This window comes from Kitasatospora sp. NPDC049285 (genome assembly GCF_040678815.1).
GTDB lineage: Bacteria > Actinomycetota > Actinomycetes > Streptomycetales > Streptomycetaceae > Kitasatospora.
Genome location: NZ_JBFAQR010000057.1, coordinates 16,566 through 39,730 on the forward strand (window position 1 = coordinate 16,566; position 23,165 = coordinate 39,730).

15 protein-coding genes and 1 tRNA gene are annotated in these 23,165 nt (G+C 72.4%); 4 read left to right on the forward strand and 12 right to left on the reverse strand.

Features of this window, described 5'->3' with window-relative positions:
• The first annotated feature begins 329 nt into the window (after positions 1-329).
• Positions 330-2,231, forward strand: coding sequence for a DNA/RNA helicase domain-containing protein (locus tag AB0K51_RS27825; RefSeq protein ID WP_363459897.1), 1,902 nt, complete (start codon positions 330-332; stop codon positions 2,229-2,231).
• Between the two features lie 131 nt (positions 2,232-2,362).
• On the opposite strand, the gene AB0K51_RS27830 is transcribed toward AB0K51_RS27825, so the two are convergent.
• The 9 genes from AB0K51_RS27830 to AB0K51_RS27870 form a co-directional block, all read right to left on the reverse strand.
• Positions 2,363-3,295 carry a phosphorothioated DNA-binding restriction endonuclease gene (locus tag AB0K51_RS27830; protein WP_363459898.1) on the reverse strand — a complete coding sequence of 311 codons (933 nt, stop codon included), beginning with the start codon at positions 3,293-3,295 and terminating at the stop codon, positions 2,363-2,365.
• A gap of 131 nt (positions 3,296-3,426) precedes the next feature.
• A complete protein-coding gene (locus tag AB0K51_RS27835; RefSeq protein ID WP_363459899.1) occupies positions 3,427-4,704 on the reverse strand; it encodes a TIGR02679 family protein in 1,278 nt (425 codons plus the stop codon).
• Entirely contained in the window at positions 4,701-8,909 is a 4,209-nt protein-coding gene (locus AB0K51_RS27840) for a TIGR02680 family protein (RefSeq protein ID WP_363459900.1), read from the reverse strand. Before AB0K51_RS27840 ends, AB0K51_RS27835 begins: the two co-directional genes overlap by 4 nt.
• Positions 8,906-10,234 (reverse strand): TIGR02678 family protein, encoded by a 1,329-nt coding sequence (locus tag AB0K51_RS27845; RefSeq protein WP_363459901.1) that lies wholly within the window; start codon positions 10,232-10,234, stop codon positions 8,906-8,908. The genes AB0K51_RS27840 and AB0K51_RS27845 overlap by 4 nt, the downstream gene beginning before the upstream one ends.
• On the reverse strand, positions 10,234-11,871 hold the full coding sequence (locus AB0K51_RS27850) for a TIGR02677 family protein (RefSeq protein WP_363459902.1): 1,638 nt from the start codon (positions 11,869-11,871) through the stop codon (positions 10,234-10,236). The genes AB0K51_RS27845 and AB0K51_RS27850 overlap by 1 nt, the downstream gene beginning before the upstream one ends.
• Before the next feature lie 198 nt (positions 11,872-12,069).
• Positions 12,070-13,494, reverse strand: a complete 1,425-nt coding sequence (locus AB0K51_RS27855) for a hypothetical protein (protein ID WP_363459903.1) — start codon at positions 13,492-13,494, stop codon at positions 12,070-12,072.
• Between the two features lie 776 nt (positions 13,495-14,270).
• A tRNA-Pro gene (locus AB0K51_RS27860) sits at positions 14,271-14,344 on the reverse strand.
• A gap of 137 nt (positions 14,345-14,481) precedes the next feature.
• Positions 14,482-15,744, reverse strand: coding sequence for an MFS transporter (locus tag AB0K51_RS27865; RefSeq protein ID WP_363459919.1), 1,263 nt, complete (start codon positions 15,742-15,744; stop codon positions 14,482-14,484).
• Positions 15,745-15,916: 172 nt separating this feature from the next.
• Positions 15,917-16,549 carry a TetR/AcrR family transcriptional regulator gene (locus AB0K51_RS27870; RefSeq protein WP_363459904.1) on the reverse strand — a complete coding sequence of 211 codons (633 nt, stop codon included), beginning with the start codon at positions 16,547-16,549 and terminating at the stop codon, positions 15,917-15,919.
• 93 nt (positions 16,550-16,642) lie between these two features.
• On the opposite strand from AB0K51_RS27870, the gene AB0K51_RS27875 reads away from it, so the two are divergent.
• From AB0K51_RS27875 to AB0K51_RS27885, 3 genes are all read left to right on the forward strand, one after another.
• Positions 16,643-17,509: an SDR family oxidoreductase gene (locus AB0K51_RS27875; RefSeq protein WP_363459905.1), complete on the forward strand. Its 867-nt coding sequence runs from the start codon at positions 16,643-16,645 to the stop codon at positions 17,507-17,509.
• Between the two features lie 67 nt (positions 17,510-17,576).
• Entirely contained in the window at positions 17,577-18,119 is a 543-nt protein-coding gene (locus AB0K51_RS27880; protein WP_363459906.1) for a MerR family transcriptional regulator, read from the forward strand.
• Entirely contained in the window at positions 18,116-18,442 is a 327-nt protein-coding gene (locus AB0K51_RS27885; protein ID WP_363459907.1) for a hypothetical protein, read from the forward strand. The genes AB0K51_RS27880 and AB0K51_RS27885 overlap by 4 nt, the downstream gene beginning before the upstream one ends.
• 192 nt (positions 18,443-18,634) lie before the next feature.
• On the opposite strand, the gene AB0K51_RS27890 is transcribed toward AB0K51_RS27885, so the two are convergent.
• From AB0K51_RS27890 to AB0K51_RS27900, 3 genes are all read right to left on the reverse strand, one after another.
• Complete coding sequence (locus AB0K51_RS27890) at positions 18,635-19,885, reverse strand: aromatic acid exporter family protein (protein ID WP_363459908.1); 1,251 nt, start codon at positions 19,883-19,885, stop codon at positions 18,635-18,637.
• 120 nt (positions 19,886-20,005) lie between these two features.
• Complete coding sequence (locus AB0K51_RS27895) at positions 20,006-21,757, reverse strand: glycoside hydrolase family 35 protein (protein ID WP_363459909.1); 1,752 nt, start codon at positions 21,755-21,757, stop codon at positions 20,006-20,008.
• A 70-nt stretch (positions 21,758-21,827) separates the two neighbouring features.
• Complete coding sequence (locus AB0K51_RS27900) at positions 21,828-23,162, reverse strand: sugar ABC transporter substrate-binding protein (protein ID WP_363459910.1); 1,335 nt, start codon at positions 23,160-23,162, stop codon at positions 21,828-21,830.
• Positions 23,163-23,165: the final 3 nt, after the last annotated feature.

Below are 23,165 nucleotides of genomic sequence, written 5' to 3' on the forward strand. Positions count from 1 at the left end.
ACCCCTTGACCCCCAGTCGCCCGGCGATGGCCGTCGCTGCGCGTCAGACGGTAGACAGCCCGCGCTGTCCGCTCACCGAAAGACACCAGCGCGAGGTGTGGGAGCGACGCGCGGTCCCCGGAGCGTCTCCGGTTGTCCCCGCTCCGTTCGTAGCTGTCGTGGCCCTCACCCGTTCTCGGCCACCATGCTGATGGGAGCTCAAGTGTTCGGGCACAGGCGCGGATGCTCCGTTGTAGGTTTGGTCCAGTCATCAGCGCGGCCCGCCGGGCTTCCCTCCCAGGACATGCCCCCACCCGCACGAGTCACTTCGTGCTGCCTGGGAGCATGTCTTGCTGTTCCGCGACTCCGCGTCCGCGGTCGCCGCCGAGAGGCTGGCCGGATCACTCTTCGTGCGTCTCATCGACCAGTTCGTCCACCAGCACGGCCACAAGCCCAGCCCGTCCGAGGTGCGCTCCTGGGAGCTGAGCATCCCCGAGCTGACCAACGCCCTCCTGGACGCCGGACTGGGCATGGTGGAGGTGCTCCTCGAGTACTCCCTCCCGCTGAACAGCAAGCGCGCGGACGTCGTCCTCGCCGGCGTCCACCCGGTCACGGGCGAACCGTCGTACGTGGTGGTCGAGCTCAAGCAGTGGAGCAGCGCGCTCCCGGAGGACGGAGAGCCGCTGCTGTGCCGGGTCGACGCGTACACCCGGCCGGTGCTGAACCCGATCGAGCAGGTCCGCGGCTACTGCGACTACCTGATCTCCTTCAACGGCGCGCTCGCCGCCCATCCTGAGCGGCTGTCGGGCGTGGCCTTCCTCCACAACGCGACGGAGTTCGGCGTCCAGGGCCTCTACGAGGTGCCGCAGGACGAGCGCGGCCGGCTCTTCACCGCCGAGCGCCGCGGGGAGTTCGTCCAGTACCTGCGCTCGAGGCTGAAGCCGGTCTCCGGCGCGGAGGCGGCGGACCTGCTGCTCGCGGGCAAGGTGGCCCCGTCCAAGCAGTTGATGGCGGTCGCCGCCGAGGAGGTCCGCGAGCGCGAGCAGTTCGTCCTGCTGGACGAGCAGCGAGTCGCCTACGAGCTGGTGCTGCGGGCGGTGCGCCGGGCGCAGCAGTCCGACCACAAGCAGGTGGTCGTCATCACGGGCGGCCCGGGCACCGGGAAGAGCGTGATCGCGCTGTCCCTGCTCGGCGATCTGTACCGGCGCGGCGTCACTGCCCTGCACGCGACCGGGTCCAGTTCGTTCACCACCACGATGCGCCGGGTGGCCGGGGCGCGGAAGCGTCAAGTGCAGGAGCTGTTCAAGTACTTCAACAGCTTCATGTCCGCCGAGCGCAACGGGCTGGACGTGCTGATCTGCGACGAGGCCCACCGGATCCGGGAGACGTCGGCGAACCGGTACACCCGGGCCGCCCAGCGCACCGGCAAGCCCCAGATCGAGGAGCTGATCGACGCTGCCCGGGTGCCGGTGTTCCTGCTGGACGAGCACCAGGTCGTCCGGCCGGGAGAGATGGGCACCGTGGCCCAGATCAGGGCGGCCGCCGCGGTGAAGGGCCTGGAGTGCGAAGTGGTGGAGCTGGACAGTCAGTTCCGCTGCGGCGGCAGCGACGCCTACCTGCGCTGGGTGGTGCGTCTGCTGGGCCTGGAGCCCGGCGGCCCCGTCGGTTGGGAGCCCGACGGCAAGGTCGTCCTGGAGGTCGTGGGCAGCCCCGCGGAGTTGGAGGCGTTCCTCGACGCCCGGCGCGCGGAGGGCTACGGCGCCCGCATGTCGGCCGGGTACTGCTGGAAGTGGACCACGAAGGTCGCCCCAGGTGATCCGCTCCCACTCGACGTGCGCATCGGTGACTGGGCCCGCCCGTGGAACGTCTACGGTGAGCGCTCGATCGCGGGCGCGCCGCCCGCCGCGCTGTGGGCCACCGACCCGGCCGGCTTCGGCCAAGTCGGCTGCGTGTACACCGCCCAGGGCTTCGAGTACGACTGGAGCGGCGTCATCCTCGGGCCGGACCTCGTCTGGCGGACCGACCACTGGGTCACCGACCGGACGGCCTCCAAGGACCCGGTCTTCCGCAAGTCCACCAGCGACGCCGACATCGACCGCCTGATCCGCAACACCTACAAGGTGCTGCTGACCCGCGGAATGATCGGCACGGTCGTGTACTCGACGGACCCGGAGACCCGCGCCAAGCTGCGCGAGCTGGTCACCGGGCAGCGCGCGGAGCGGATCGAGGTGGGGCACGGCCGCCGCGGCTGATGTCCACTCACTGACTCCGCGCGGGGCGCCCGGTGCCGTCCGTTCCGTACGGCCTGGTCCGAGCCGTGCGGAGCGGAGTCGGACAGCACGTGGTCATCAACGCTGACGGATCAGCGATCGGACAGCGCCCCTCAGACGGCGTGCGTCGGGGTCGGGGATTCTCGGGGCGCGCCGCGGAAGACCTGTTCGGCGTGCCACTTCCGGTGTCGGCCCGCGACCGGTGGAATCCCCGCCTGCGGGCCGATGACCGGCCGTCCGGTCAGAGCGAGCACATGCTGCCTACTGGCCTCGCTGCGTCCGACGAAGCGCTGTGAGACGAGTATGCGGCGCTCTTCCCCCAGGCCCAGGACACCCTTGTCGAAGAGCTTGTGGTGCAAGGAGCACAGGCACAGTCCGTTGTCGACCTCGTCCGGCCCGTCGTAGGACCACCACCGCACATGAGCTGCTTCCAGGCCGACCGTGCTCGTGCCCAGCATCCCGTCGTAGCCGCAGAAGGCACACTGGAACTCGTAGGCGGTCAGGACGAGTTCACGCATCCGCCGGTCCCGTTGCCGACGCGCCGCTCGCCCTTTTCCACCCGGGACGTCTCCGGTCACGCCCTCGGTCTCGGCCAGGTCCAGGTCGAGTCCGACGGCCTCACACAGGTCGGTGTGCAGCGACGGCGGGAAGTGGAAGTCCAGCAGCACCCGTGCCAGCCGGCCCAGGAGCGCCGGCTCCTTCCTCAGCGCCGTCCGCAACTCGGGCGCGAGCCTTCCGGCTGCGCCGCTGGAGCGGAGAATGCGGACACCACTTCCGGGGCTCCCGATCCCTTGGTCGGTCCTGACCTCCCAGACGCCGTCACTGACCAGATGGTGGAACGGGTAGGCAGGGGTGGTCGGATGGGACGGCCCGTACTCGTCGAGCAGCCGCTTCAGCTCCTCCTCGACCGCGCTGTACCTCAGTTCGCCGTCGGCATCGCGCTGGTAGCTGCCCAGCGCGTACAGCAACAGGAGCGGTTTGTGCGGCGCCCGAACGTCGTTGTTCGTCCACCGTCTCAGCTTCGCCACCCGCTCCGGCCAGTCCATGGCCGCCCAGCGTATTCCGGGACACCGACGCGACCACAGCCACAAGCCCTCGACGCACACCGAGCCCGCTGCCGCCGGGCTCGGTCCGTCGTCCTAACTGACTCGTGCACTCCTGGGGGCTGGTCCCGTGGTCAGGGTTTCCCCGGTGCCAGGTCGGCGACGAGCCTGTCGAGTGCCGATTCCTCGTGCAGAGCCACGTTCAGTACCGTCATGGCGGCGGCGAGGTCGGCATCCCAGCTCGCCTCCACCCGGGTGCCGACGAGCGGGAGGCTGGGGCTGCCCTGGTCCCGGGCCTGGGCGGCGAGTTGTTCGTAGTCCTCGGCCGCCATCCGCCAGGGCAGGGCCGAGTAGCGTCGGATGATGCGGTTGGCGAGCGCGATGCCGGGCCAGTCGAAGTCACCGTGGTACCGCAGCCGCAGGCCGGCGGCCGCGAGGGTGTCGAGGAGTTCGAGGACGACGGTGGAGGCGCTGCCCGAGGTGCAGACCAGGGCGCCCCCGCAGCGGGCCTCGGCTGCGGCCTCGACCACTCGGGGGTTCTCGCAGATGTGCACCAGCGTGTCCGGGGGCGGTACGACGTCCAGCTCGCGCAGTTCACGCAGTGTCAGGTGGGATTCGGCGTGGTGATCGGCCCGTTCCCGCAGTGCCCGTTCGCGCCAGCCGTGGCCCACGGGACGCAGGCCGTAGGTGAGCACGGTGCTTGACACCTCGTCGGGGACGACGGCTGCGGCTCGCCACAGGGCTCGCCGACCGGGCGCGTGCTCGGGCGGTTCGCTGCCCGTGGCCCGCGCGAGGCCGCGCAGGACCAGTCGGGACAGAACCGTGTCGTCGTCCAGGCCGTGTGCCGTGCCGGTCACCCGGGTCGCCAGCTCTCCGCGGCCGTACGGCACCGCCTCCTCTCCCCGGTCGGACCGGAGGAGGCCGAGGACTCGGATCGCCTGGTGAAGCAGGCCCGCCGCGTCCTGGGGTGCGAGCCTGCCGAGCACGCCGGTGCGGCGCAGGTCGTCGAGCCAGCCGCTCACCCAGTCCTGGCCGGCCAGTGGGGATGCGGCGACCGCCGCTTCGGCTGCCGTCCACAGTGCGGCCCGCTCCTGCCGTCCGGTATCCCGTGCCGCCCGGCGGTCGGTCAGAGGCATCCCCAGCTGTTCGACGGCCGCGACCAGTCCGCAGCCTGCCGCGGTGGCTCGCAGCCTGCTCTCCAGGTCGGCCAGCCGGATCGTGGCGGTGGCGGCGGTGACCCGGCGGCCGAGCAGTAGGGACAGGGACTCGCGCTCGGCTGCGGTGCAGTCGGTCAGCCGGATGCTGCCGTTCGGCTGGAGTCCGTTGCGTTCCAGCCGGTGGTGGACCGCTGTCCACATCCGGGCGAGGTCCGGCCGGGCCAGGAACTCGCGGGTCTGCGGCGGCAGCGTCACACGGTCACCAGACGGCGGTTGCGTCCGTTCCAGGTGTAGTGCAGCGTGGCGACACCGCGCACGTGCGGGTCGCGCAGGCACTCGTAGATCTGGAGTGCGGGCACATCGGGCCACGTGCCCATCAGGCGTTCGCTGGTCAGGACGAAGTCCAGGTCGAGGTCCACCAGGATGCGGCCGAGCCGGCCGTGGGTCGGCTCGTCGACCTTGGCGAAGGCGTCGTCGAGGAGGATCAGCCGGGGTGCCCGTGGGGCGGTCTCGGCGAGCGTGGTGAAGTGGGCGGCGGCGGCCGCGAAGAGTGCGAGGTAGGAGAGGACCCGCTGCTCGCCCTGGCTGAGGCCCGTCCGTCCGGTGAACTTGCGTCGCCGGGCGGTGGATGTGTCGTCCAGCACCCACGGTTGGAAGGTGAACCACGTCCGGTAGTCGAGCGCCGTCCGCAGGTGCGCGGCGTAGCCCACGGCCGGGTCGGCGCGGCGCGCGTCCTCGATGCGGCGCTGCAGCACCTCCCTCAGCTGCTCCGTCTGCTCGCGGGTGCGCAAAGCCGAAGGGCTGCGCAGTAGTTCGACGGCCGCCCGGATGTCCGCGTCGACGGTGTCGGCCAGCCGCCAGTCGAGCTCCACACCGAGGCCGTGCGAGGTGCGGACGGACCGCAGAGTGGTGTTGAGCGCGTCGACCAGGGTTCCTGCGGCGAGCAGTTGGGTGGACAGGTGGTCGCCCAGCTCTCCGGTGAGGAAGCGCTGGAAGACCTCCCGCTCGCGGTCGGTGAGCCGGGCCCGGGCGTCGTCGGCCTGCCTGGCGATGCGTTCGCCGACCAGCGCCACGTCGTGCGGGCCGGTGTCGTCGACGAGCCGGCAGACCTTGATGCCGTCGGGCTCCTCCAGGGTCGCGTCGTAGCCGCCGGCGAGTTGGTCGCGCAGTTCGTTGAACCGGTTCAGCAGCGTGGTGTCGGAGACGTCGCGGCGCTCGGGGTCCAGGCCGCGCTGCACCGCCTCGACCAGGGTCTGCAGGGCTCGCAGCCTGGTTCTGGCGTCCTCCTGGGTCGGGTCCGGGATCTCCAGTTCGCCCGTGAGCGCGCCCAGTGCCGCGCCGCGCACGATGTCGGGTGTCGCAAGGGCGGTCCGCAGGGCGCGTCCGCACCGGATCACCTCGGCCTCCTGCGCCTGGAGCTCCTCGCGCCTGGTCTGCTCGTCCAGTTCGCCGCGTACCACGTCGTCGTGCAGGTGCTCGGCCGTGCGCCTCGCCTTGGGCAGCGCCTGGCCGATCTCGTCGAGGCGTCGGACGATGGCCTGTTCCTCGTTGAGGATGTCCTGTTCGGTCGCTCCGACCGTGCTCTCCAGTGTGCGGATCTCCCGGCGGGCCTTCGCCAGGTCGCCCGCCCTCCGCGCGTACTCCAGTTCGGCCTCCTCCCGGGCGGTGCAGGCCCGTTCGAAGCTGCGGCGTTCGTCGCGGTGGGCGGCGAGGCCATCGGCGGTGGCGTCGACGCGACCGCGCAGTCGTCGGGTGCCGTCGGCCAGGGCCTCCAGCGCGGACCGTACGGTGAGCAGCGCGTCCCGGTCGGCCGGCAGGTCATGCGCGGTGGCGGTGGCTTCGGCGCGGCGGCGGGCGTCGACGCAGGCGGAGCGGGCGTCCTGGGCGATGCGGGCCGCCGTCGCGGCTTGCTGTCGTAGGTCGGCCGCGACCCGCTCGGTCTCCTCCAGGCGTGCCCAGGCCCCGGTGAGCTGCTGATCGCGCGGTGGACGCCGCAGCAGTTCGAAGTCGTTCTGGAGCCTGGTGAGTTCCTTCACCTCGGACTGTGCGGCGCGTGTCTCCTCTTCGAGTCCCGCGAGGCGTTCGGCGAGTTCGGCGATTCGGCGCAGGCGGGTCTGTGCCCGGACCTCCGCGCCGACGTACTCCGCCACCGGCTTGGTGTGGGCGCCCCCGGTGACGCCGAGCCGCCAGCGGCCGTCCACGCTCACCGCCCCGCCCGCTGCCGTGCCGAGCGGGACGCCGGCCGGTACCAGGGCGACGGCAGCGAGGATGCGGGCGACCTGCGCCGCGGTCACGCCGCTGTCGCCGGTGGGCACGGGGTGCAGCACCTCGGCGAGTGACGGGCCGACGGCGGGCATGGTGGCGGTGAGTATGGTGTCCTGGGTGAGCGGGTCGAGCAGTACGCCGTCCGCGCCGACCCAGGCATCGAGGACTCGCGATGCCTCCAACGCCGCCTCGATACCGGCTCGTTCCGCTTCGTTCAGCTGCGGGGCGAAGTCGACGAGCCGGTACAGCGGGGCGCCGGTGTGCGGGGATCGGGGGGCGTCGCGGTGGGGCGGCTTCGGCGGGACCGGGTCGCTGCGCTCCTCCCAGTCGGCCTTCTCCGCGCGGATGGCTCCGAGCGCCCGGGTGAGGTCGCGTGAGCGCAGCGCTGCTCGTTCACGCCGGTCCTCCAGGTCGTGCCGGTACGGTTCGAGCGCCCGGAACGCGGCGGACGCCACCTCCTCGGCGACCGAGACGGGCAGTGTGCGGTCCTCGAAGGACGCTTCCGCCGCGGTGTCGCGTCCTACTGCGGCGCGCACGCCGTCGGCCGGCGACCCCGATCGCTCCTCCAGTCGGTCCGCCCACGCCCCGACCTCGGCCGCGTACGCCGCGCTCGCCGTGACGACCGCCGCCTCGCGCTCCGCCACCCGGGCGGCCTGGGCCTGGGCCTGCTCCTCCAGGCGGTCGTGCTCGGTGTCCGCCTCCCGCGCCATCGTCTCGGCCTCGCGCAGCCCGTCGAGGAGGCCGGCGAGTTCCGAGACGGTACGGAGCCGGGTCTTCACCACCGGTTCGGCGGCGGCGAGCCGGGTGCTCCAGGAGCGCAGGGAGGCCGCTGTCCCGGAGGTGTCGAAAGCCTCCACCCGTGCGGCGTGCATCAGGGCGGTGCCGCCGTCCGGATCGGTGACCTCCTGCTCGGCCGCCGCGGCGAGCACCGAGGCGGTGCCGCCGACCGGATCGCCGAGGTGCGCCGGTGCCAGTCCGGACCGTTCGGCCTGCCCGCACAGTTCGCGGTGGGCCTCGCCGAGCTCGCGCAGTTGTCGCGCCGTCCGCTCCGCTCCCGCGGTGAGCGCGGCCCCGGCGGCCGTTTGCGCGTCGTGGGCCCGTCCGAGCGCCGTGTGGGTGGCCCGGGCCGTCGTCTGGATCGCCTCCACGGTGCGGCGTCGCTCGCCCAGTTCGTGCAGGCTCCGGTAGCCGGAACTCGCCCGCAGGGTGGCGAGGTCGGCCTCGGCCGTCGCGTGCTCCTGGGCCAGCTCGTCACGTCGCTCGGCGGCCTCGGACTCCTCGGTGCGCAGCGCGGTGACCTTCCTGGTGGCCTCTCCCGCGGCGAGCCTGCGTTCGGCGAGCGTGTGGAGCTCGGTGAGGACCTCGCTCGACCGTCGGCGCAGGGCCCCTTGGAGGTAGCCGCGGTAGCTGCCCAGGAACCGGCGCAGCGCCTCGTCCGTCCGCTCCAGACGCCCGAGGTCGCTGCGGACGCTGTCGAGGTCGTCGAGGTTGCGGGCGACGTTGTCGATCACGTCCTCGTCGAGCGCCGGCAGGGTCTCGCCGAGGACGGTCACCAGGCCGCCGGACTCGATCCGGTCTCCGGTGGTCGGGCGGCGCAGCCGGTGCAGCAACTGGGTGAGGTTGCGGTAGCGGGCGGCGTCAGCCAGTCCGAACAGTTCGCGGGCCACTCTGGCCCGGTGGTCGGCGGGCCGGTCCAGCACGTTCTCGGCGCCGACGGCGGCCCGCAGCCGCTCCAGCGGCAGCGGCTGCCCGGACTCGACGAGGTCGAGGCCCACCCCCACCCGCAGTGCGGTCGTGAAGAAGAACGGCTTGGCCGAGTTGGTGGACTTCGACGCGCTGACCGCTGCGCCGACCGTCAGGTGGTGCTCGGTGCCGTCCTCGTCCACCCGGCGGAACTCGACCCAAAGGTAGCCGAGGCGGTTGGTCTGCTGGAAGCCGTCGAGCATCAGCCAGGCCAGCGTGGTGCGGCCGGTCCCGGTCGCGTCGAGGGCGCGCGCGTCCGCGTCGAGCAGGTAGGGCAGCAGCATCTCCAGGGCCTTGGACTTGCCCGCGCCGTTCTTCCCACGCAGCAGCAGGCGGCCGCCGCCGAACAGGAACTCCTGCCGGTCGTACTGCCAGACGTTGAGGATCCCGGCCCGGTTGAGCCGGAAGCGGTGCGGGGCCGTGTGCTGGGGGAGCGGCTGGATCCGGTTCACGAGGGGGTCTCTCCGTTGCGGTCGCTCTGCGGGGGCCGTCGATCGGTGCGCTTGATCGAGACGGCCGTGGCGTACCGGGCGGCGGCGGCGAGCAGCACCCACTCGTCGGTGGCGCCGGGCCGGGCCGCGGACACGTCGGTGACTGCCCGGCCGTCGCCGGCCGAGACCTGGTACTGCGGGGGCACCCCGTGGCCGTCGGAGCGCAATCGGCTCGCCCGGGCCACCAACCGCATGCGGCTGAGGAGTTCGAGGGCGTCAGCGCGCAGGGCGGACGGGTCCTCCAGGTATCCGCGGTGCCAGTTCGCGCGCTGTCCGTATTGGTCGAGCAATTCGTCGACCAGCTCGCTGACCAGGCCCGGAGGGATCGGTACGCCGACGGTCAGGCGGCCGCCGGTCGCCGGGTGCCCCGCTCCCTCGGGGCGCAGCCGCCTCACCAGGCGGTCGACCAGGAGCAGCGCGGCCTGCGCGACCGTCCCGGTACCGGGGAGCTGAAGGTCCGTCAGCTCGTCCTCCGGGTCGATCATGGCGATGCCCTCGGCGCGGATCTCGGCTTCCAGACCGAGTAGTTCGGCGAAGGCCTGGGCCTCTCGCCGCTGGCGGGTGCGCAGCCATTCGCGTTCGGCGTCGGTGAGCTCGTCGAGGTAGACGGCAGGAGTCTCCACCAGCTGCCGGCGCACGTAGGTCCGCGGCCCGCCGAATCCGGGGTCGGCAGCGCGCAGGACGAGGTCCGCGCCGTCGCTGCTGTGGCTCAGCGGACCTGCCACGATCGAGCGGGCGATGTCCCGGTTGACGGTCAACAGGGCCTCGCCGTCCTGCTCTGCGGCGACCGAGCCGACGCTTCCCTCCGTCTCGGTCAACGCGCCCCAGAGGACGAGTTGGCGAAGGGCCGCCGCGAGGGTGCGCTTCTCCACCGCCCGGCCGGAATCGTCGACCACCAGGCCGGCGTCGGCCGCCGCCGCCCGAAGGTCGGCCACCAACCGGGACAGCAGCAGCTGTTCGGGCGCGGTCACCAGCACGGACAGGGCCAGCGCCAGATAGGCGTAGGTGCGCGGAGTGAACGGCGTGCCGGTCGAGCGCTCCATCCGGTGGCCGGAGCCCGGCCCGAGGCCCGCCTTGAACAGGCGCGCGTACGACGCCTCCACCAGCAGGCGGTAGCCCAGGACCTGCTGGAACCGCTGGACCAGCCAGTCCGCGTGCCGGCGCACCAGCGGGAAGGTGTCGGCGTGCGGCCCGTCAGCGGTGACCAGCGGGTGGCGCAGCAGCAGCCGGGCGGCGCTGCGCCGCTCGGCGGTAAGGGCGACATCGTGCGAGGAGGGCAGCGCCATCAGGCGCTCACCTCCTCGACCGTGCCGCCCGAGCCCGGCACTTCGGCGCTGGTGATCCCGATCTCGACGTCGTCGACCGCGAGGTCGCCGTCGACCGAGCGCAGCACGGTCGTGTGTCCCGGTACCCGGCGCAGCGTCAGGCGCAGGTCCAGTTCGGCTTCGACAGCGTGGGCGTCCTGCAGGCCGAACCCGTGCGGCGCGGGCGGGTCGGCCCACCGCAGCGTCGAGTTGCCGAGCGCCGCGGTCAGCAGTTCCAGCAGCAGTGCCATGGCGGGGGCGCTCAGCCGCACCTGACCGAACCGGTCGGCGACGCTGCGGAGTTCGTCGGCCGCCTCTCGCCGGGCGGCGGCCTGCTCGCGGGCCGCCGCGAGCAGCCGGGCCTTCTGCTCCGAGTGGTCCTCGACTGCGGCTGCCCGGCCGCGCGGTGCCCGGCTGCCGCGTTCGCGCAGGGCCACCGGCACCTCGACCGTCGGGCCGCTCCACCAGCTGACGTAGGCCGGCACGGTGCCGTCCGGGTCCGGGGCGAGGCCGAGGTGCCGTGCGCTGTAGAGCCCGAAGGCGGCGACCGCGAGGTCGTGCGCCTCCTCGGGGTCGGCGGCGTCGAACCAGGCCGCCAGGCGCAGCAGGTCCCGACGGCGCGACATCTCTCCCGCCGCCGAACGCAGCATCCGCTTGGCGTTGGCCAGCAGCGACTGCAGCGCGCGCAACGTCGCGTCCCGCAGTTGGTCGACCTGGCTGCCGCGCCCGTCCGTGTCCACGAACCAGTCGCGCAGCGCCTCCCAGTCGGCGAGTTCACGTCCCCGGCTGCGCTGCACGCGGATCTCCGGCAGGCCGTTGCCCAGCGCGCCCAACCCCGAGGCGTGCGCGCCGATCAACTTCAGCAACTCCTCCAGGTCAGGCCAGAGCCGGCCCAGGGTGGCCGCGATCCTCGGCGACCGGAAGGAGACCTCCTCCGTGATCGCCTCCACGTAGTCCAGCAGCAGCTCCTTGAACCCCTGGTACTCGGCGCCGTCGAGGTCGTACCGGGCCAGCACCTGGCCGAGGTAGGCGTAGAAGTCCCGTACCGACTCGGCGAATTCGGCGAACTGCACGAACAACGTGCTGACCTTCTCCAGCGCTTCCTGCGGATCGGCACCACCCGGCCGGCCGACGGCATCGGCGATCTCACGCAGCCCGCGGTCGACCAGGGCCAGCAGCTCACTGCTGACCTCGCGCGCAGCATCGGCGCTCGCCAGCACCTCCTCGGCATCGCGTTGCACCTGCTCGCCGAGCTTCGAGAGCTGGTACCGAGCGCGTGAACGCTGGTACTCGGCAATGCTGGCAGCCTTCACCGTGTGACTGCTGCGCAGCAGGTTCCCCCACTTCACCAACTGCTCCAGCCGCGCCGTCACCACATCGACGCTGAGCTGCCCGTGCCACACCGCATCCCGCGCGAGTCTGGCCACCACCTCCGGCACGGCGAGGTCCGCGAGGAGTGTCGAGCAGAACACCCGCATGACGGCCACGTACTCGAGGCGCTCCGGAGCACTCAGATAGGAGTACGCGGCGAGGCGCTGCCAGACACCGTCACCAGCCGACGACAACGCAGCAGCAGAGTCGGGGAGTTCGTCGGAACGGTGCGGGACTGGGTGGTCCATGGGGTCGAGGTTACGAGACGCCACCGGCACCTCGGCCCCGAACCCGGAAAGTCGATCACCGTCCCGCGCTCCACCGTTCCCGTCGGCAGACGGGCCGGCGGCCTGCTTGCGACTGGAGCCCGCGGTCTCCGTCCCGCTCGTACGCCGACCACCCCCGTGTCGCTGACCTCCACGGGCCGCGGGAGTACCGCGTTCGCGCTACAGGTCGGCTTCCAGTGTCTGCACCGCCCCACCCTGGTCAGGCACGATCCGGATCGCGAGCGCACTGCCGTCGTCACCGAACGAGACCGCCGACCACTGCTCGTCCCCGCCGCTCGGCAGTTCCCCGCGCAGTCGGTACGCCTCCCGTCGGTACTCCTCGACCTCGTGCTTCGCCAGCAGTTGGTACAGGCTGTTCTCCATCCCGGAGAACGCCTCCACCCGGAGCCCGCCGAGCCGGAACACCTGGTCAGTGCCGACGTAGAGGGCGTCGCCGAAGCTGCTCTCCGCGTCGTGGATGCTGTGCGACCCCGCGAAGGTGTCGATGTCATAGTGCTTGCTGCCCTGGTCCTCGGTCAGGTACCAGGCGATGTGCCTGCCCCCACCTGCCAGCGCGAGCCGGCTCGCCGCCCCGACGTGTGCCACGACCCGCCCGAACCAGGCCGAGTACTCGGCCGGGATCGCGAACCCGTCCTGCACCCGGCCCAACCGCCCCTCCGCAGGCTGCACCTGAACGGCGTTGGTGTACGGCGGGTTGCGCTTCCGGGGCGGCTCGTCGGCGCTGCCCTTCCCCTCGGCGGGCCGGAGCGGCAGCAGACCACCACCCGGGGCGCGCAACGCGTGGACGGTGATGCCGTCGGTGGCGAGCAGTTCGGTCGACAGCAGCAGGCAGGGAACGTCGTTCCACTCGGCGAGCTGGAAGTTCTCCGCCCGCTCCGCACCCCGGGCCAGCTGGTTGTAGCTGGTCCGGTCGGTCGCGCCCGTCCGCTTGGTGGCCACCTGGTGGTTGCCGTTCACCGTGACGGCGAACAGCTGGGACGGCGCCCCGGGCCGCCAGGCTTCGATGAAGTAGTCCGGCCGGGGCCTGGCCCCCAGGTTGGGCAGGCCCTTGCCGCTGCGGGCGAACCCGGCCAGCAGCACCGGCTCCGCGTCGACCGTGGACACGATCCGGTCGGGGAAACGCTCCCGGACCGCCCGCTCCGCCACTGCCAGCCCGAAGGCCCGCCCCAACTCCCGCGCCTGCATGCCCCGGTACGACCGCTCCGGCAGCTGTCCGCCCTTCGACAGCCGCATCGTCCCGAGGCGGTCCGTACCGAGTGCGGCACAGTACTTGAGGATCTGCCAGTGCTCGGCGATCCCCCGCCCACGTCCTTGCCGCGCCAGCGCGGTCGCCCGGGCCAGCACCCCAAGCAGCTCCCAGGCCGTGATCGCCAGATCACCGCCACCACGCAACGGCACCAGACCCGGCTTACGGCGCGCGAGCTCCTCACCCGCGGCCCCCTTGCTCTTCGCCCTCCTGGCCCGCGCACGATCGATCGCCGCCGCGGCCGTACCCACCTTGGCCGCCAGCACGGCACTCGACGCCACCCGAACGGACCCGGGACGGTTCAGCTCGGCCAACACCTCTTCGGTCGTCTGCTCCATGCCCGCACCGTAGGAACCACCGGACAGGCGCACGCAAGTACGCATCAGCGCGACACCCGGCAGGAAACAGCCCCGGGCCGAGCTAGCACCAGCGTTGATCAGGGGTTCTTCGTGCATCTCCGACACCGGAGTCCCCATCCATGTCCTCCAGAAGATCGCAGGCCACGGGCACATCACCACGACCCAGCGCTACCTCCACCCGGACAAGAGCTCCATCGAGAACGCAGGCCGCACCCGCAGTAGGCATCTCGCCGCAGAACGGCACCCGTCCGTCGAGCCGAGCACTGCACATCAGGCGAATGCCGGGGCAACGCCGTGTGCCACCTCCGGCTGGTCCAGCAACGCCGGCAGATCACGGGCCGCCGCCTAGTAAGATCGACGCGGCGCAAGAACCAGTCAGCGACATTCGGCAGGCACTTCAGCACGCCTGTCGGCCCGACGAGGGTTCCTCGGACTGGGCGAGGTGTGCCTGGTGAGCCATCGTCGACCCAGTGTCGGATTGGGAGGCGCCACCTCACACTGCGTCATGTATGAAGGTGACTGGTGAGCGCCCCCGTTCCATCGGCGGGTTGTTGGGGGCCGACATCGTCCAGTAGGGCCAGGGGTCGCGTTACGCGCACTGCCTGATTGCCCTCGCCGTTCGGCCTGGCCGGCGGCATGGTCCCTGGCAAGATCGCCGGGAGGTTGGCCAGGGAGGTTCCGACATCAAGAGGCTCGCAACAAGAAGAGCCGCTCACCTGGGACTTCTCCCGGTGAACGGCTCTCCGACATCACTGTCGGGACGACAGGATTTGAACCTGCGACCCCTTGACCCCCAGTCAAGTGCGCTACCAAGCTGCGCCACGTCCCGTGGTCGGCGGCCTCGGTGGCTCCTTGCGGGGCTCCTTGGCTTTCTGACCTTGTCTCCGATCTCTCGGCGACGTGGAAAACAATACAGCACGTCGGGGGGTGCTCGCTGCCAGGTTTCGGGGGTGTGGCGGGTGGGGGTCAGGGGGTGGGACGGCGGGCGTCGTAGTGGAGGAAGGCGGGGCGGCGGGCGGCGAGGAGGAGGACGGCGGCGAGGCAGGCGAGGCCGCCGGTGACGATGGAGAGGGTGGGGGTGGTGAGGGCGGCGACGGTGCCGGACTCGAAGTCGCCGAGGCGGGGGCCGCCGGCGACCACGACGATGAAGATGCCCTGGAGGCGGCCGCGCATCTCGTCGGGTGCGGCGACCTGCATCATCGTGTTGCGGAAGATCATGCTGACGGTGTCGGCGCAGCCGGCTGCGGCGAGCAGGAGCAGGCCGAGGGGCAGGTTGTGGACCAGGCCGAACGCGGCGATGGCCAGGCCCCAGGCGGCGACGGAGGCGAGGACGGCGAGGCCGTGGCGGTGGATGCGGCCGATCCAGCCGGAGAAGAGGCCGCCGGCCAGGGCGCCGACGGCGGGGGCGGCGACCAGCAGGCCGACCGTGCCGGGGCCGCCGCCGTAGTAGGCGACGGCGATCGCGGGGAACAGGGCGCGGGGGAGACCGAAGATCATCGCGGCCAGGTCGGCGAGGAAGCTGGTGCGCAGGTTGGGCTGCTCGCGTAGGAAGCGCAGGCCGTCCAGCACGCTGGCGCGCTTGGCCCCGACGGTCGCGAGAGGTCGCATCGCGGGCAGCCGCCACATCGCGTACAGGGTCGCAGTGAACGCCAAAGTGTCGATCAGGTAGGCGGATTGGAAGCCGTACGCCGCGATGGCGACGCCGCCGAGCATCGGGCCGACGGTCTGGCCGAGGTTCATGCCGATGGTGTTGAGGGCGTTGGCGGCGGGCAACTGCTCGCGCGGGACGAGTCGCGGGATCATCGACGAGCGAGCAGGTGAGCTGAGGGCGAAGAACCCGGCCTGCAGAGCGACTGCTGCGTAGAGCAGGGTCACGGTGCCGAGGTGCAGCAGTGCCTGGACGGCGAGCAGGGCGGAGACCGCGGCGAGGCCGCCGGAGCCGATCAGGCCGAGGCGGCGGCGGTCGACCCGGTCGGCGATCGCTCCGCCGTACAGGCCGAAGGTGACCAGCGGGACGAGGGAGAAGAGTCCGACCAGGCCGGTGGCGAAGGGCGAGCGGGTGAGGTCGTAGACCTGGACGGAGACCGCGACGGCGGTCATCTGCTGGCCGATCGCGGAGACCGACTGCCCGAACCACAGGCGCCGGTAGTCGGGGCTGGAGCGCAGCGGGGTGAGGTCGGCGAAGGCGGCGCGGGTCAGCCGCCGGAGGCGCGAAGTGGTCGGCGGCACAGCGGGGTGGGGCGCCGACGGTGCGGTCGGCTCGGGTACGGGTGCTTCGGGTACGGGAAGTTCGGTGGGCACCCCGACATCGTCGGTCAGCCGTTCGGGGCGCCGGACGGCGGGGTCCCGGAGGGGCGACGAGCCGGCCGGAACAGGGGTGGCGGGCCGACCGGGCGAGTGGCTAGGAGCCGGCTGGGGGAGCAGCGCGCAGCAGGGTGGCGGTGAGCTGTTCGGCCAGGGTCACGTCGAGTGGGTCGCGGGTGGCCAGCAGGCGGTACCAGAGGGTGCCGAAGACCAGGTCGACGGCGAGGTCGGGGGTGAGGTGCGGGGCGAGGGCGCCGTCGGCGTGGGCGCGGTCGACCAGGGTGCCGAGGGCCTCGCGGCGCGGCCGCAGCAACGAGTCGCGGAACCGTTCGCCGAACCTCGCGTCGATCTGGGCCTCGGCCATCAGCGCGCGCAGGGCGTCGGCGACCGGCGGGCGGGTGGCGGCGAGGGTGAAGGTCGCGGACAGGAAGGCGTGCAGGTCGGCGCGGTGGTCGCCGGTGTCGGGCAGCGGGATGTACAGGTCGGCCTTGACGATCAGGGCTTCCAGCAGCACGTCGGCCTTGCTCGGCCACCAGCGGTAGATCGTCTGCTTGCCGGTGCCGGAGCGGGTGGCGATGCCCTCGATGGTCAGGCCCGCGTAGCCGACCTCGCCGAGCAGTTCGAACGCGGCGGCCAGGATGGCCAGCCGGCTCTCCTCACTGCGGCGGCGGCCGGGCCGTCCGGGAGTTGAGGGGGAGTCAGCGGAGGCGGGGGTTGCTTGCTCGGTCACGAGGAGCACGCTACCGTAATTCGAGACGAGACGTCACGGTTCGAAATTGTCGCCGAGGGCGACGAGTCGCAACGGCGCAGGGAGAGGGTGCACATGCACGGGGAGAGGGCAGGCATGCACGGCGAGGCGGCGCACCAGCACGGTGAGGCGGCGCACCAGCAGGGCGAGACGGCGCACCTGCACGGGGAGGCGGAAGACATGCGTGGGGAGAGGGAAGACATGTACGGGGAGCGGGCGCACGTGGACGGGCGTGTCGCACTGGTCGTCGGCGGGACTTCCGGGATCGGGCTGGCCGCCGCGCGGCAGCTGCGGGGTCGGGGGGCGACGGTGCACGTGGTCGGGCGGAGTGAGAAGCGGCTGGCGGCGGTGGCGGTGAGCGATCCGGAGCTGGTGGGGCACCGTGCGGACGGTGGCAGCCGGGAGGAGATCGCGGCGGTGCTGGCGAAGGTCGGTCGGATCGACTGGCTGGTGGTCGCGCTGAGTGGCGCGGAGGGCGCGGGAGCCTTCGCCGAGCTCGACCTGGACGCGTTGCGCGGGGCCTTCGACGCCAAGTTCTGGGGACAGTTGACGACTGTTCAGGCGGCGCTGCCGCACCTGGCCGAGGACGCGTCGATCACCCTGGTCACCGCGATCACCGCCCGCACCGGCATGGCGGGGACGGCCGGACTGGCGGCCGTGAACGGGGCGCTGGAGGCGGTGGTCCGGCCGCTCGCGGTGGAGCTCGCCCCGCGTCGGGTGAACGCGGTCTCGCCCGGCCTGGTCGACACCCCCTGGTGGGACGGCCTGCCGAAGGACGCCCGCGAGGCGTACTTCGCCCAGGCGGCCGCCCAGTTGCCCGTCCGCCGGATCGCCACTGCGGCGGACGTCGCCGAGGTGGTGGCACTGGTCGCCGCCAACCCCAACCTCACCGGCACGGTGCTGGAGGCGGACGGCGGCCTGCGCCTGGTCACCCTCGCCTGAACCCGAAAAGGCTGCCCATGACCGCAAGGGTTGCCCCTGCCCCTGGGGGAGGGGGCACAGTGGCGGCGTGCACGAGGACCGGATCACCGGGGCAGACCTGATCACCGTCGGCGAGCTCGCCGCGCGGACCCGACTGAGCCTCAAGGCCCTGCGGCTGTACGGCGAGCGCGGCCTGCTGGTGCCCGCCCGGGTGGATCCGCGGACGCGGGTCCGGCGGTACGGGGCGGCCGCGGTCGAGCGGGCGCGGCGGATCGTGCTGCTGCGGGCGGCGGGCATGCCGCTGGCCCGGATCGCGGCGGTGCTGGCCGGCGACGGCGAGACGGCGGCGGGACTGCTCGCCGCGTACTGGCGGGAGCAGGAGTCGGTGCACGCGGCCCGCCGGGAGGCGGTGGGCTACGCCACGGCCGTACTGACCGGAGGGAGGGCGAGCATGTACGAGATCGCCGAGCGCGAGGTGCCCGAGCAGAAGGTGTTGTTCGTCCAACGTCGGGTGACCGCAGGTGAGTTGCCCGGAATTTGGAGGCGGCGACCGGGCTGTTGTTCGATCACCTGGGGGCGACGGGGGCGTGCCTGTCCGGGCCGGTGTTCGTGCTGTACCACGGGCTGGTGAGCGAGGACTCGGACGGGCGGGTCGAGGTCTGCGCCCCGACCGCGAACCGGCTGGAGCCGGCCGGGCCGGTCGGGGTGCGGATCGAGCCCGCGCGGCGCGAGGCGTACACCGAGCTGACGAAGCGGCATGACGGCTTTGCCGCGATGGCCGCCGCGCATCACGCGGTGTCCGCCTGGGTGGAGGCGCGCGGCCACCGGCGCGGCCCGGCCGACCGGGAGGTGTACCACCCGAACTGGGCGACCGCCGCGCCGGACGAGCACGTGGTCGACGTGGCGGTGCCGTTCGGCACGGAGGGTCGGGCACCACGGAATCCGTCCGACTGACCGGGCCCCGAGCCGTCCGGCTCGCACTGACTGTCGGTCAGCACGGCGGATCAGGGCGTTAGATCAGGACGATGGATCAGAACAGTCGACCAGGACGGCGGACCAAGACGATCGATCAGGACGGCGGACCAAGACGGTCGATCATGACGCCGGACCAGGACGCCGGACCAGGACGGCAGACCAGGACGGGGCTCACGCCGCCTGGTCGGCGGAGCGGCGGCGGCGTCGGGGCCGCAGGCGTTCGCCGCGGGCGAGGCGGCGCAGGCCGGCGAAGCGGGAGAAGCGTTCGCGGTTGGCGACGGAGGCGCGGTCGAGTTCCTCCATCAGGCGGCGGCCGCGGTGCTCCAGGTCGAGCTCGTCCAGGATGCGGTCGACCTCGGCGAGCAGGGAGCCGTGCAGTTGCCAGGCCTCGGGGTGTTCCTGGACGCGGCGCAGCAGCAGTTGGGCGACGTTCTCGCGGCTGGCCCAGGCCGCGGCGAGTTCGGCGGTGAGGCGGCGTTCGGCCTCCTCGGCGTTGCGGCTGACCTGCGTGGTGACCAGCACCGCGAAGGAGACCAGGGCGCCGCCGAGGTGGCCGAGCAGCTCTTCCAGGGCGAGCGACACCTCGGGCGGGAAGAGCCGCTCGCCGGGGCCGCGGCGTTTGGCCAGGTCGGTGAGCGAGCGGGCGATCACCCGGATCACCACGACGCAGATCTCCAGGGTGTCCAGGCCGGTGCGCAGCACCAGCCGGGAGAGCAGGCCCTCGCTGATCCGCGGGTTGAGGCGCAGGCTGTCCTCGGCCTGCCGCAGCGCGCCGTCCACGCCGGCGATGGCCTGGTCGAGCCGGCGGGCCTCGTGCAGGCGTTCGGCGGCGCGGGCGACGGGGGTGGGGGCGCCGAGCTGCTCGGCGATGTCGAGCAGGAGCTGGCGGGCCCGCCGGGCGAGGTCCTCGATGGACTCGCCGGCGGTGTCCACCCACACGGGCGGGGCGAAGACCAGGTTGAAGAGCAGGCCGACCGCGGCGCCGATCAGGGTCTCCAGGACCCGGTCCCAGGCCTGCTCGGTGACCTGGGAGACGCCGAGGATCAGCATCGCGCTGATCGCCACCTCCTGGACGAACTCGTCGACCCTGACGAACCGTCCGATGATCAGCGAGGCCAGGATGATGAGCCCGAGGCTCCACCAGGACAGGCCGACCACGGCGGAGAAGCCGATGGCGATCAGTACGCCGACCACCACCGAGTTGACCCGGCGGATGCTGGTCTTGAGGGTGGAGTAGACGGTCACCTGCACCACCAGCAGTGCGGTGAGCGGCGCGGTCAGCGGCACCGGTTCGCTGCTCAGCCAGGTCGCCACCACGTACGAGAGCGTGGCGGCCACGGTGGCCCGGACGGTCTGCACGACGAACGGCTCCCGGGCGCTGCGGCGCAGCACCGCGGCGAGGGATTCCGGTAGAAGGGCCATGCCGCCCTTCTTTCCCCGCCGCGGCCCCTCACACCGCCTGTCCGGCCCCGCGTTGACCCGAAGGCGCTACGGCGGGGCGCGGCGATGGCCCGAAGGCGCTACGGCGGGGGCCGGACGGCGCTACTCCTCGGTCGGCCCGAGGTCGGCCCGACCGCGGAGGTCGACGGTCGGGACGTGCGGTGCGGCGTGCAGCTCCAGGACGGTGAGTTCGTTCGGCCCCGGGCGCAGGACGGGGCCGGGGACGTAGAGCGAGCGCTGCGGGCCGCGGGACCAGTAGCGGCCGAGGTGGAAGCCGTTGATCCAGGCGTTGCCCTTGGTCCAGCCGGGCAGGTGGAGGAAGGTGTCGGCGGGGGTGTCGACGTGGAAGGTGCCGCGGCGGAACACGGGTCCGGTGACGGGGCCCGCGGCGGCGGTGAAGGAGAGCTCGTCGAGGTCGGTGAGGGGCAGTGGCAGGCTGGTCCAGCCGGTGAGTTCGACGCCGTTCAGCAGCACCGGCCCGACCAGTCCCTTGCGGTCGTGCAGGCCTTCGCCGTAGTTGACCCGGCCCTGGTTCTCCACCAGCAGGCGCAGCACGCTGCCGGCCCGCGGGACGTGGAAGGCCAGCGCCCGCTGGTGGTTCTCGCGTTCCAGCACGCCGACGGGCTGTCCGTCGACGAAGACCTGGGCGCGGTCGCGGACCTCCGTGACCTCCAGCACCGCGGGCCCGGCGGCGGGCAGGATCGCCTTGTACAGCGTGAACCCGAAGTCCTGGCCGAGCTGCTCCATGCCGAGCGGGCGCAGCGAGGGCACCGGCGTGCCGAGGACCGGGAGTTCGGCCAGCAGCGCGGTGCCCTCGGTGAGTTCGACGCCGGGCAGCTCCAGCTTGGGCGCGGGTTCGGGGGCCGGTTCGGCGGGCGGCGGACCGTACTTGGCGAGCACCTCGCGGAAGGCGTGGTACTTCTCGGTGGGGTCGCCGGCCTCGTCGAGCGGGGCGTCGTAGTCGTAGGAGGTGACGGTGGGCCGGTAGGTGTGCTTGTCGTTGGCTCCGTTGGTGAAGCCGAAGCTGGTGCCGCCGTGGAACATGTAGAGGTTGACGGAGGCTCCGGCGGCGAGCAGCTCCTCCAGTTCGCGGGCCGCGCCGGCGGGGTCGCGCACCACGTGCCGGCCGCCCCAGCGGTCGAACCAGCCGTTCCAGAACTCGGTGCACAACTGCGGTCCGGTGGGCTGCAGTTCGCGCAGGGCGGCGAGGCCCTCGCGGGAGCGGCTGCCGAAGTTGACGGTGGCCAGGGTGCCGGGCAGCGAGCCGCGGACCAGGTCGCCGGGCTGGTCGCAGGTGAACAGCGGGACGTCCACGCCGAGCCGGCGCAGCAGGGCGGCGAGCTGGGCGAGGTGGTCGGTGCGGTCGCTGTACGCGCCGAACTCGTTCTCCACCTGGACGGCGAGCACCGGGCCGCCGCGGGTGGCGAGGCGGTCCAGCAGCGGGGGGATCAGCTCGGTGAAGTACGCCTCCACGGCGCGCAGGTACGCCGGGTGCATGCTGCGCAGCCGCATGCCGGGCTCGGCGAGCAGCCAGGACGGCAGCCCGCCGCCCTCCCATTCGGCGCAGATGTACGGCCCGGGCCGCAGCAGGACGTGCAGCCCCTCGGCGGCGGCCAGGTCGAGGAAGGCCGGCAGGTCGAGTCCGCCGTCCATCCGGAACTCGCCGGGCCGGGGCTCGTGGAGGTTCCAGGGGACGTACGTCTCCACCGTGTTGAGGCCCATCAGCCGAGCCTTGCGGAGCCGGTCGGCCCACTGCCCGGGGTGGACCCGGAAGTAGTGCAGTCCACCGGAGAGGATGCGGAACGGGGCGCCGTCGAGGGTGAACTCGTCGCCGGCGGTGTCGAGGAGGGGCATGGCGTTCGCTGCTCCTGGGAGGTTCGGGGGCGGGGCCGGCGCCCGGGGTGTGCGGGCGCCGGCCCCGGGGTCACGGGGAGGTGACCTTGAAGCCCTGCTGGGTGCCGTAGTCGGTGATGCGCTTCTGCCAGGCCGTCAGGCCGGGGTTCAGGCCGGTGGTCATCGACTGGCCGACGGTGTCCTTGAAGACCGAGTTGGCGTACACCTGGAAGGGCAGGTACTGCCAGCCCTTGCCGACGGCGGCGGAGGAGGCGGCGAAGACCTGGTTGGCGGGCTGGCCGCCGAGCGAGTCCAGCGGCTTGTCGAGGAACGCCGGGTCCTTGAGCAGCTCGGTGGTGGCCGGGAAGAGGCCGTTCGCGTTGAGCGAGCGGACCGCCTGCGGGTCGGAGTTCAGCCAGATCGCGAACGCCGCGGCGGCGGCCTGGTGCTTGCTGGTGGCGGGCACGCCGACGGCCGAACCGCCGTTCTCCGCCGAGACGTTGTCGCCCGCGGCCCACTGCGGCATCGGTGCGGCCCGCCAGTCCTTGGCGGTGTCGGGGATGGTGGAGGCGATGTTGCCGGGCGCCCAGGCGCCGGTCATCCACATCGCGTACCGGCCCTGGCCCATGCCCTGCCACCACTCGTTGGTCCAGCCGGGCGCCGGGTCGACCAGCTTGCGGGCGACCAGCGAGGACCACAGGTCGGCGACCTTCTTCGCGCCCGGGTTCTGCAGGTCGACGGCGACGCCGGTGGCGTCCTTCTGCTGGAACGGGCGGCCGCCGGCCTGCCAGATCAGGCTGTCCAGGCCGCCGGCGTCGCCGGGGTCGATCGAGGTGATGAACCGGTTCGGGTCGGACTCCTTGATCTTGATCGCGGCGGCCTCGAACTCGGCCCAGGTCTTCGGCGGTTGCAGGCCGAGCTGGTCGAAGAGCTTCTTGTTGTAGAACATCGCCATCGGGCCGGTGTCCTGCGGGATCGCGTAGACGCCGTCGGCGACCGCGACCTGCGACCAGGCGGAGGCGGTGAACTTGGACTCCAGGTCGGCCGCGCCGTACTGCTTGAGGTTCACCAGCCGCTTGGAGAGCGCGAACTCGGGCAGCGCGAAGTACTCGATCTGGGCGACGTCCGGGCCGCCGCTGCCGGCCTTGATGGCGGTCTGCAGCTTGGTGTACTCGGTGGCGGACTGGCCGGCGTTGACGATCTCGACCTTGATCTTCGGGTACTTCTGCTCGAACAGCGCGACGGTCTTGTCGAGGTTCGGCGCCCAGGTCCAGAAGGTCAGCGTGGTGGGGGTGTCCAGCGCCGCGGCGGCGTCGCCGGGCGCGGCGGCGGGGGAGGCGCCGGAGCTGCACGCGGTCAGGCCGAGCAGCAGCGCGGCGGCCGGGACGAGCGCCGCGAGTCTGCGGCGGGCGGGTGCGGGAGTCATGAT